This window comes from uncultured Thiohalocapsa sp. (assembly GCF_913063425.1).
Taxonomy (GTDB): Bacteria; Pseudomonadota; Gammaproteobacteria; order Chromatiales; family Chromatiaceae; genus Thiohalocapsa.
The window spans coordinates 38,582-48,735 of record NZ_CAJXYK010000046.1 but is presented as its reverse complement, the minus strand read 5'-3'; the positions used below and the strand labels follow the sequence as shown (position 1 = coordinate 48,735).

At 68.5% G+C, this 10,154-nt stretch carries 9 protein-coding genes; 4 read left to right on the top strand and 5 right to left on the bottom strand.

The window, feature by feature from the left end:
- From QZ607_RS20395 to QZ607_RS20380, 4 genes are all read left to right on the top strand, one after another.
- Window positions 1-1,220 (top strand): undecaprenyl-phosphate glucose phosphotransferase (locus QZ607_RS20395; protein ID WP_295886429.1); only part of this gene is annotated, 1,220 nt, incomplete at its 5' end.
- Window positions 1,221-1,394: 174 nt separating this feature from the next.
- Window positions 1,395-3,809, top strand: coding sequence for a WcaI family glycosyltransferase (locus QZ607_RS20390; protein WP_295886427.1), 2,415 nt, complete (start codon window positions 1,395-1,397; stop codon window positions 3,807-3,809).
- Window positions 3,810-3,935: 126 nt separating this feature from the next.
- Window positions 3,936-4,661, top strand: coding sequence for an FkbM family methyltransferase (locus tag QZ607_RS20385; RefSeq protein WP_295886424.1), 726 nt, complete (start codon window positions 3,936-3,938; stop codon window positions 4,659-4,661).
- A complete protein-coding gene (locus tag QZ607_RS20380) occupies window positions 4,658-4,801 on the top strand; it encodes a hypothetical protein (protein ID WP_295886422.1) in 144 nt (47 codons plus the stop codon). The genes QZ607_RS20385 and QZ607_RS20380 overlap by 4 nt, the downstream gene beginning before the upstream one ends.
- A 97-nt stretch (window positions 4,802-4,898) precedes the next feature.
- Here the strand turns inward: QZ607_RS20380 and QZ607_RS20375 are convergent, their stop codons facing one another.
- The 5 genes from QZ607_RS20375 to pdxJ all read right to left on the bottom strand — a co-directional run bounded on the left by QZ607_RS20375 (window position 4,899) and on the right by pdxJ (window position 10,068).
- Complete coding sequence (locus QZ607_RS20375; protein ID WP_295886420.1) at window positions 4,899-5,558, bottom strand: endonuclease; 660 nt, start codon at window positions 5,556-5,558, stop codon at window positions 4,899-4,901.
- 16 nt (window positions 5,559-5,574) lie between these two features.
- Window positions 5,575-6,822, bottom strand: coding sequence for a glucose-1-phosphate adenylyltransferase family protein (locus tag QZ607_RS20370; RefSeq protein ID WP_295886418.1), 1,248 nt, complete (start codon window positions 6,820-6,822; stop codon window positions 5,575-5,577).
- 186 nt (window positions 6,823-7,008) lie between these two features.
- Entirely contained in the window at window positions 7,009-7,254 is a 246-nt protein-coding gene (locus tag QZ607_RS20365) for a hypothetical protein (RefSeq protein ID WP_295886416.1), read from the bottom strand.
- Between the two features lie 62 nt (window positions 7,255-7,316).
- Window positions 7,317-8,927 (bottom strand): 2,3-bisphosphoglycerate-independent phosphoglycerate mutase, encoded by a 1,611-nt coding sequence (gene gpmI / locus QZ607_RS20360; protein ID WP_295886414.1) that lies wholly within the window; start codon window positions 8,925-8,927, stop codon window positions 7,317-7,319.
- A 385-nt stretch (window positions 8,928-9,312) separates the two neighbouring features.
- Window positions 9,313-10,068: a pyridoxine 5'-phosphate synthase gene (gene pdxJ / locus QZ607_RS20355; RefSeq protein WP_295886412.1), complete on the bottom strand. Its 756-nt coding sequence runs from the start codon at window positions 10,066-10,068 to the stop codon at window positions 9,313-9,315.
- Window positions 10,069-10,154 lie beyond the last annotated feature (86 nt).

Genomic DNA, 10,154 nt, shown 5'->3' with positions numbered 1-10,154 from the left:
ATCGCCCTTGGCGGGGTGAGTCCGTCACGCGACAGTTCTGGCGCATCATCCTGGTCTGGAGCTTCACGGTCTTCGTGCTGCTGATGAGCGCCTACGCCTTCAAACAGACCGCAGGCTTCTCCCGCCTCGCCGTGACCACCTGGTTTGTCGTCACGCCCTTCGCAATGCTGCTCTGGCGCGGTATCGCACGCCTTGCGCTGGCGCGCCTCGTGGCCAGGGACAGCGTGCGGCGCAGCGCGCTCATCTACGGTACCGGCGATATCGCGGAACAACTGGGCGAAAACATCAGGGACACGGCCCGCAGCGGCCTCACGCTGGTGGATATCGTGCCTGCCGACGGACCCAATCCGAGCGGCGCACCTGCGGACCAGACAACCCGTCCGCCAAAACCCCTCGCCCCAGCGGAAGAGATCGAGCTTCGCGCCCGCCGCGGCGACTTCAGCGTGCTGTACATCATCCTCGGCAGCGTTCCCAAGTCCACAGCCGCCGATATCGTCGAGCGGTTGTCGGACACCACCGTGTCAATTTACATGGTGCCGGACTTCTTCGAGACGCACCTGTTCCATGGTCAATGGTCCAGCCTGGGCGGCGTCCCCATCGTCAGCGTGTTTGACACGCCTTTCTGGGGCGCGGACGGCTGGCTCAAGAAGATTCAGGACCTCGTCCTCGGCAGCCTCATCCTGCTCCTCGCCGCGGTGCCCATGCTCATCATCGCCGCCGCCGTCAAACTCTCGTCCAAAGGCCCCATTTTCTTCCGCCAGCGTCGTTACGGGATCAACGGCAAAGAAATCACCATCCTCAAGTTTCGCACCATGACCGTCACCGAGGATGGCCAAACCATCCCGCAAGCCACCAAGAACGACAGTCGCCTGACGCCCATCGGTGGGTTCCTGCGCAGGCACTCGCTGGACGAGCTGCCACAGTTCGTCAACGTCGTGCGCGGTGAAATGTCCATCGTCGGCCCGCGCCCCCACGCCGTTGCCCACAACGAGTTCTATCGCAAGAAGGTCAAGGGCTACATGCTCCGGCACAAAGTGAAGCCCGGCATCACGGGCTGGGCCCAGATCAACGGCTGGCGCGGCGAGACCAATGATCTCTACAAGATGGAAAAGCGCGTCGAGCACGACCTCTGGTATATCCGCAACTGGTCTTTCTGGCTCGATCTCAAGATCATTTTCTTGAGCATTCTGCGCGGCTTCGCCAGTCCGAATGCCTACTGAGGGCGCATGCAGCATCTTCCGGTGACCACCGGCCCCTGTTGGTTGTCGCCTTTCCCGGCGGTGACGGCCCTCAGCGCGTATCTATCGACCGGGCACGCTCCGGCTCATTCGTGGCATCGCCGCGCTTCCCGCCAGGGCTGCACCCGCTGAGTGTCGGCCGTTTCCCCGCAAGCCGTGCGCATCCTACTCTACAGCCTCAACTTCTCACCCGAGCCCGTCGGTATCGGCAAGTACACCGGCGAGATGGCCCGCTGGCTCGTCTCCCGCGGCCACCGCGTCAAGGTGATCTGCGCGCCCCCCTACTACCCCGACTGGCGCATTGCCGACGGCTATCCCCGATGGTCCTACCACAGGGAAAGGCTCCATGGCGCTGAGGTGTTGCGCTGCCCACTCTGGATTCCGCGTCAGGTCACCGGCATCAAGCGTATCCTGCATTTGCTGAGCTTCGCGCTCAGCAGCGCGCTCCCGCTGCTGTGGCAGCGCCGCTGGCGCCCCGACCTGATCCTCGCCGTCGAGCCGCCCCTGTTCGGCGCGCCGCCCGCCCTCCTCGCCGGGCGCCTGGCAGGTGCCAGGACCTGGCTCCATGTGCAGGATTTCGAAGTCGACACCGCCTTTCGGCTCGGCCTGCTCCCGCGCTGGCTGGAGCGGCCTGCGTTGCGCTCTGAAGGCCTTCTGATGCGTCGCTTCGACCACGTCTCCACCATCTCCGAGAAGATGCTGGAGCATGCACTCGCGAAGACCGCGGGCCGGCCCCCCTGTGTGCTTTTCCCGAATTGGGTGGACACCCACAGGATCTTTCCCCTGGAGCACCCGAGTCCGTATCGCGAAGCGCTGGGGCTGCGCGAGAATGCAATCGTTCTGCTCTACTCCGGGAGTATGGGCGAAAAGCAGGGGCTGGAGCTCATCCTGACCGCGGCGAGACGGCTGCAAGCCGAGCCACGCTACCAGTTCATCATGGCGGGAACCGGCGCCGCCTATGAACGCCTGCGCGCGCAAGCCGCCGACATCCACAACATTCGGTGGCTGCCGCTGCAGCCCGCCGCGCGATTGAATGATTTTCTCAATCTCGCGGACATCCATCTGCTGCCGCAAAAGGCCGATGCCGCCGACCGCGTCATGCCCTCGAAGCTCACCGGCATGGTCGCAAGCGGCCGCCCCGTCATCGCCACGGTAGTGCCGCAGACGCAGGTGGCAACCGTGCTGGCTCATGCCGGTCTGATTGTTCCACCGGATGATGCTGAGGCATTCGTTGCCGCCATCGAGCAGCTCGCCGCTGACCCAGCGCTGCGCCGGCGGCTCGGCACAGCAGGTCGACAATACGCAACCGAAGTGCTGGAGCACGACAAGGTGCTCGCCGGTTTCGAGCAGGAGCTGGAACTGACCGTGAACAAACCACCGGACGAGGACGCCTCATTGACGATGACAGGCCCGGCACCGACAGTGTCCGACGCATGGCTGACCTCGCAGATCACCAGGCTGCTGCGCGGCGAGCAGGCATCGGATGTCGATGCGCTCAGCGTGGATGACCGGCAGCGCCTGCGCCACCTGTGCGCCGTGCACGGCGTCGGAGCACTCACCTACGACGCCCTGGAGCGTCGCCAAGCCCGCGGTTCCGTTGCGGACTGGCTGCGGGTCGAGCTCAAGCCTGTCGTGCAGCAGGCGGCAGCCCGCGAACTGGCGCGCGGGGCCGCGATCCGCGCGCTGCTCAGCCGCTTCGCAGCAGCGAGTGTCCCGGTCCTCATCCTCAAGGGCGCCGCGCTTGCGTACAGCATTTACCCGCAGCCCTACCTCCGCACCCGGGGGGACCTGGATCTGTTGATTCCAGCGCACCGACAAGCCGACGCCGACGAGGTGCTCATCGCCGCCGGTTATCAACCCGAGCACCAGCTTCAGGCAGCCGGCTCCTTTCAGCTGACCTACTCTCCGCCGCGGTCACTGCCCGGGGCGGACGCCATCGACCTGCACTGGCAGCTGAACGACCTTCGCATCTTCACCCCGCTGCTCGGCTTCGACATGCTCTACGCGGACAGCATCGCGCTCCCCTCCCTGGGCGCCGACGCCCGCGCCCTCTGCCCCGTGCACGCGATGCTGCACGTCTGCATGCACCGGGCCGCCAACTTCACGACAGTGGTCCGCGCAGCCGGCGAGACCCTGATCGAGCCGGATCGGCTCATCTGGCTGTACGATGCGCACCTGCTCGCCGAAGCCTTCACGCGGGACGACTGGCTGGGCCTGGCAGCGTTTGCCGAGGACAAAGCCATACGCCGGGTTTGCTGGGATACACTGCGCACCACGGCCAACGCCTTCCACACATCCATTCCGGCGGACATTATGAAGCGGCTGGACGTGAGCGACATTCACGAGCCCAGCGCCGCCTATCTGCGACGCGGGCTCTTCAACAAACTGCTCACCGACATCAAGGCACAGCCGACGCTGCGGGGCCGGCTCCAGCTCGCCACCACCTACGCCTTGCCGGCACCGGACTTCATCCGTCAAAAATACGCCCACAAACAAGCGCCGCTGCCAGCGCTCTACCTCCTGCACATCGCACGCGGCGTCTCCCGCCTCGCCCAACCCCGCAGGCCCTGACCCCAGCCACTGAACCCAGCCACTGACCCCAGCGACGGACCACACACCGGTTCCATCCGAACCGGCCCCAAAGCCGGTCCGGCAATCACAGACCCCAGCAGCCAAGACAAGGCACGAATTACCGACATGTCGCCCCGTCTGCGCAAGTACGTGAAGCTCCTGCAAACGCCCGCTTGCTGGCCAGCATTGCGCCTGGGCGTGGCCGCCACCCTGGAGCACGACACCGCGCTCGGGCGCGACAGCTTCGCCACGGTCGTCGATGTCGGCGCCAACAAAGGACAGTTTGCCGTCTACGCCCAGACCCGTTGGCCCAAGGCCCGGCTCATCTGCTTCGAGCCCCTCCCGAGGCCCAGGGAGAAGCTCCAGCGGGTCACCCGCGGACAGGCCGAGCTCCACGACTGTGCCCTGGGCGCCGAGCCCGGCGAAGGCCGCATGCACCTCGCCACCCGCACGGACTCATCCTCCCTGCTCGCATTGGGCGTACGCCAAAAGGCCATCTTCGGCATGGAAGCGTCCGGCGAGTGCCGGGTAGCGATCAAACGGCTCGACACTTGCCTGCCCACACCGCTGCCGCGCCCGGTCCTGCTCAAGATCGACGTCCAGGGCTTCGAGCTGGAGGTACTCAAGGGCGCCACCGATCTGCTGCCCCACATCGACGCGATCTACGTCGAGGCCTCTTATGTCGAGCTGTACGAAGGCCAGGCCCTGCGCGAGGAGATCGAGCGCTTTCTGACCGAAGCCGGATTCAGCCTTGACGGACGCTATAACACCTACGTCTATCAGGGGGAGCCCGTGCAGGCAGACCTCTTGTTTCGCCGCCCGCCGCTTGCCGCGGACGTCGCCCGCACATGACCGGCGGCCAGGTGGCCTACCATGCGATCGGCGGCTGGACCCTGGAGACCCTGCACGCCGCCGAGCGCATCGCAAGCGACACCGTGCAGGGGGTGGCGGAGTGGTCCGTGCTCTACAGCAAGGAGGTACCCGACACCTGATCGTCCGGCGCGGAGATGAAACCCGCAGCGGTCGGCCGGCGGCCTGATCGGCCGTGATCGCGGGCAGCTGGGGTCGGACGCAGGCGACGCCCGGCTCTCAGGCGGCACCGGGACAGCCCGTCCGCAGCACACAGGCAGCGCACAGCGGCCGCCGCGCCCGGCAGATGTCCTTGGCGTGGCGGACGATGAGGGCGTGGTACTCGTTAAAGAGCGCGGTGTCCGGACCGAGCGCCTGCTCGAACAGCGCCCGGACGGCGTCGTAGCCCTCGCCGCCGTCGAGCAGGCCCAGGCGCCCGAACAGCCGCCGGGTGTAGGCGTCGACGACGAACACCGGCCGCCCGAAGGCGTAGAGCAGCATGTCGTCCGCGGTCTCCGGGCCGATGCCGTGCACGGCGAGCAGGCGCCGGCGCAGGCGCGCGGTGTCCTCGGCGGCGAGTGCCGACTCGCCGCCGGCGGTCAGCAGCGCGGCACAGAAGGCCCGCAGCCGCGCGGCCTTGACGTTGAAATAGCCGACGGGCCGCAGCAGCAAAGCGAGCTCGGGCTCGGGCAGGTCGAGCAGGGCCTCGGGCGTCAGCGGGATGCGCTCGGTGAGCCGCGCAAGGGCCTTCTCCACATTGGTCCAGGCGGTGTTCTGGGTGAGCACGGCACCCACCATGACCTCGAAGGCGGTGTCGGCGGGCCACCAACGCTGCGGGCCATGGGCTGTGAGCAGGGTGTCGAAGACCTCGCGCAGGCGGCGGGCGTGCGACCCGGACATGGCCGCCCTGCCCTGGTCAGACCCGTTGCCCTTTGGGAATCACGACGATGCCGTCCGGTGAGACATCGAACCTCGCCTCGTCCGCGGCCCGGTCGAAGCCGATGCGCTCGCCCGGGCCGATGACGACGTCCTTGTCGCAGATGCAGCGGCGGATCTGCGCGCCCTCGCCGACCTTCACGCCCTCGAACAGGATGGCCTCGTCGACGATGGCACCGTCGTCCACCTCCACCTGCGGGAACAGCACCGAATGGCTGACGCCGCCGCCACGGATGACGGTGCCCGCCGCGAGCATGGAATTGACGAAGATCCCTTCGTTGCCGGAGTTGGCGCCGGGCACGGTGCGCGCCGGCGGGTACTGCCCCTGGTACGTCAAAATGTTCCAGTCCGGCTGATAGAGGTCCAGCGGCGGCGCCGCCTCCAGCAGCGCCATGTTGGCGCGGAAGTAGGCATCGGTGGAGCCGAGATCGCTCCAGTACTGATCCGGTGTCACCCGCCCGCGCTCGCCGCCGAAACGATAGGCATAGACCGTCTCACGCTCCAGCAGCGGCTGCAGCAGGTGCAGCGCGAGGTCCGCCCCGGCGCCGGGCGGCGAGGCCGCATCCGCCGCCGCGGCGGCCTTCGCCTCCGCCGCGGCCAGGGCGTCGAGCTCCGCCAGCAGCAGCGCCTTGTCCACCAGATAGACACCCATGGGGGCGTCGTAGATCGCCTGCCCGTCCGCCGGCGCGGCGGCCTGCGGGGACAGCGCGCGGATGCGGTCGTCGGCATCGCAGCTCACCGTCACCGCACCTTCCGCCAACGCGCCCCCCGCGGGACGCAAGGCACAGGTGACCGCAGCGGCCTGCTCGCGGTGGCAGCGGATCAGCTCGGCGTAGTCCATGCGATAGACGACGCCGCCGTCGAGCAGCAGCACCTGCTCGGCACGGGAGCGCTCGATGAGATAGCGGTTCTGGCGCAGGGCTTCCAGCACACCCAGGTACCAGCCGCCGCCGTCGCGCATCTGTGGTGGCACGGCGGTGATGAACTCGCCGAGCTCGGCGTTGAACAGCGACCAGGCGTCGCGCAGGTGCTTATGCAGCGAGTGCGATTTGTACTGGGTCAGCACCAGCACCTGCCGGAGCCCCGAGTGCAGGCAGTTGGTGAGGGGGAAGTCGATGACCCGGTACTTGCCGGCGAAGGGCACGGCGGCCTTGGTGCGATGCAGGGTCAGCGGCGACGGCGTGCCGCGCTCGATGGCGAAAACGAGGGTCAGGGTTCCGCTGGGCATGGTGTCATTGTGCCGATCCGTGTGCCCGGCCATATGCCGGGCCCTATGCTGGGCCCTATGCTGGGCCATGTGCCGGGCCGGACCGCGTCACCCACAGCGGTCGCGTCACGGGATCCGGCGTTGTTGTCTCGATGTCGGTGCGGCCGGGCGTGCCGGGTCGGCCCGAGCAGACTCGGGTGGCCGGCGTCAGCCGGAGACGGCCGGCGTGCCGCCGCTCCAGCCGGCACCGGAGAGCGCCGGAAGGCGCACCAGACCGCCCTCGCCGTTGACGATACTGACGGCATTGTAGACCAAGGCCCCACCACCGATGGCCAGCGTGATCAGCAGCGCGAGACGATGCACCAGGGAGGTGAGCGTGCGCCGGCGTTGCCGCCGGTGCTTGTCCGGAGAGCGGGTGTGAGGCGAAGGGCCATGGGTCGGGGGCGGTGCCATCGGCGACCTCCGTTGGGGTTGCGTCGACCTCGGCGGCAGCAGTGCCGTGGCCATGGCGCGGCTCAGCCGGCGTTGGCCATGCGCCGCTGCTCGATGACCGCCGTCGGCTGTGGTGCCAGCGTGTGCAGCAGCAGCGAGCGGCCGGTCATGGCCTCTGGCACCGGCAGGCCCATCAGCGTCAGCAGCGAGGGCGCCACATCCGCCAGCGTGCCCGCGGGCGCCAACAGCCAGCGCTGCTGGTCCACCACCAGGAGCGGCACCGGGTGGGTGGTGTGCTGGGTGTGCGGCTCGTCGGTCTCCGGGTCCGTCATCATGTCGCAGTTGCCGTGGTCTGCGGTGAGCAGCACCGCGCAGTCCGCGGCCACCGCCGCATCCAGCACCCGCCCGACCTGGGTGTCCACCGCCTCCATGGCGCGCACGGCGGCGTGCATGTCGCCGGTGTGGCCCACCATGTCGCCGTTGGCGAAGTTGACCACCACGAAGCCGAACTGCCCGCCCTGGATGGCCGCCACCACCGCGTCCGCCACCTGCGGTGCGCTCATCTCGGGCTTCATGTCGTAGGTACGCACCGATGGGGACGGGATCAGACGATGCTCCTCGCCCGGCGCGGGCGCCTCGACACCGCCGTTGAAGAAGAAGGTCACGTGGGCGTACTTTTCGGTCTCCGCGCAGTGGAACTGCCGCATGCCGAGCTCGCTCAGGTAGCGGTTCAGCGCCACCGCGGGCGTCTCCGGCGTGAAGGCGTAGGGCAGCCCGAGCGATTTGTCGTAGTCCATCATGCAGGTGATGGCGGCGCGCGGCGAGCCGCCGCGGTCGAAGCCCTGGAAATCCTCGACGGCCAGCGCCGCCGCGATCTGCCGCGGGCGGTCCTTGCGGAAGTTGAACAGCACCAGGGAGTCGCCGGGCTCGAGCCCCGTGTAGCCGTGGATGACGCTCGGGTGAATGAACTCGTCGGTCTCGCCGGCGGCGTAGGCCGCGTTGATGGCGCCCCGCGCGTCGGCGGCGCCGCGGCCCTTGCCGAGCACGATGGCACGCCAGGCGCGCTCGGTGCGCTCCCAGCGGCGGTCGCGATCCATGGCGTAGTAGCGACCGCTGACGGTGGCGAAGCCGCCGCCTGCCGCATCCAGGGCCTGCTCCACCTCGCTCAGGTCGTTGAGCACCGATTTGGGCGGCGTGTCGCGGCCGTCGGTGACCATGTGCAGCAACGGCTTGACGCCGCGGCTGCGGCACAGCTCGATGAGCGCCATCAGGTGGCGCACATGGGAGTGCACGCCGCCGTCTGAGACCAGTCCCAACAGGTGCAGCGGACGGCGGGCGGCCTTGGCGGCATCCGCGGCGGCCACCAGGGCGGCGTTGATCTGAAAGCTGCCGTCGGCGATGGCGTCGTCGATGAGGACGAGGTCCTGGCGCACGGTGCAGCCGCTGCCGAGCGTCATGTGGCCGACCTCGGAATTGCCCATCTGCCCGTCCGGCAGCCCGACGCCGCCGCCGGAGGCGTTCAGCACCGTGAACGGATAGCGATGGAAGTACTCGTCCAGACGCGGTGTCTGCGCCTGGGCCACGGCGTTGTTGAGCTTGCTCGGGTTGACGCCGACGCCGTCCAGGATGATCAGAACCGCCGGCTTGGCCGGAGCGGTGCTGGGAGGCGTCGGCGTTGCATCGGACTGGCTCATGGGGGGCTCTCCGCTGAGGCTTGCGGTTACCGGGTGTGCTCCCCCACACTTGTGCAAGAATCGTACCGATTCAAGGGCTGGAGGGGGAGCCGCGCCGGGCGCGCGCAGACGCTGGGTCTGCAAGCCCGCCAGGCCGCAAGCGCTGCCGCGCTGCTGCTTGCCGTTGCACCTTCGCGGTGCGTAGCGCGCGCTGCTGGAGCAGCCTGAGGCGGCGCTGACTCCGGCACGCGCCCGGCCTTGCAGGACAGCATAGCGACGGACGGACAAAACGCAGCCTGTGGATTTCCTCCACAGGGCTCGCGTAAACCGCCGCAGCGGCGCGCTGTGTTGACGGCCCCTGCCCAGCCCCGGCCGGACCGGAGAGGTGTGCGTCGAGGGCCGACGCTCAGGCGCGCGTCGCCGCCGCCCGCAGCATGACAGCCTTCATGTCTGCAACGGCGGCGGCGAGGCCGGAGAAGACGGCACGGGCAATGATGGCATGGCCGATGTTGAGCTCGCGCACGCCGGGTATGGCGGCGACGGCCGCGGTGTTGTGATAGTCGAGCCCATGGCCGGCGTTCACCTGCAGCCCCAGGCCCAGCCCGTGCTCAACGGCGCCTGCGATGCGCGCCAGCTCGCCGGCCCGTGCCGTGGGCGTCTCGGCATCGGCGTAGCGGCCGGTGTGGATCTCCACCACGGGTGCGGCCACCTCCGCCGCAGCATCGAGCTGGGCGGGATCGGGGTCGATGAAGAGCGAGACCCGCACGCCGGCCTCGGCGAGCATGGCGCAGAAGTCGCTCAGCTCGGCACGGTGCCCGGCGACGTCCAGCCCGCCCTCGGTGGTGAGCTCGGCGCGGCGCTCCGGCACCAGACAGCAGTCCGCCGGGCGCAGGCGGCTCGCGATGCGGCCCATCTCCGCGGTGGCCGCCATCTCCAGATTCATGCGCGAGTGCAGAATGTCGCGCAGCAGCTCCACGTCCCGGTCCTGGATGTGACGGCGATCCTCCCGCAGGTGCAGCGTGATGGCGTCGGCGCCCGCCTGCTCGGCCACCAGCGCGGCTTGGATGGGCTCCGGGTAGCGGGTGCCGCGGGCCTGGCGCAGCGTCGCCACGTGATCGATGTTGACGCCGAGGAGGATGGTCGTACCGTCGGTTTCGGACATGATGCGTGGGCTCCTTGCAGGATCGTCAGGTGCTTGTGATGGCTGCGTTACGGTGCCGGCGGGCGTGGCGATCTGTCTTCAAGGCT

Bases quoted from the DNA above. Each gene is read 5' to 3' on its own strand.
- QZ607_RS20385 (WP_295886424.1), top strand. From the start codon at position 3,936: ATGTCGCCCCGTCTGCGCAAGTACGTGAAGCTCCTGCAAACGCCCGCT.
- QZ607_RS20380 (WP_295886422.1), top strand. From the start codon at position 4,658: ATGACCGGCGGCCAGGTGGCCTACCATGCGATCGGCGGCTGGACCCTG.
- QZ607_RS20375 (WP_295886420.1), bottom strand. From the start codon at position 5,558: ATGTCCGGGTCGCACGCCCGCCGCCTGCGCGAGGTCTTCGACACCCTG.
- QZ607_RS20370 (WP_295886418.1), bottom strand. From the start codon at position 6,822: ATGCCCAGCGGAACCCTGACCCTCGTTTTCGCCATCGAGCGCGGCACG.
- QZ607_RS20365 (WP_295886416.1), bottom strand. From the start codon at position 7,254: ATGGCACCGCCCCCGACCCATGGCCCTTCGCCTCACACCCGCTCTCCG.
- gpmI (WP_295886414.1), bottom strand. From the start codon at position 8,927: ATGAGCCAGTCCGATGCAACGCCGACGCCTCCCAGCACCGCTCCGGCC.
- pdxJ (WP_295886412.1), bottom strand. From the start codon at position 10,068: ATGTCCGAAACCGACGGTACGACCATCCTCCTCGGCGTCAACATCGAT.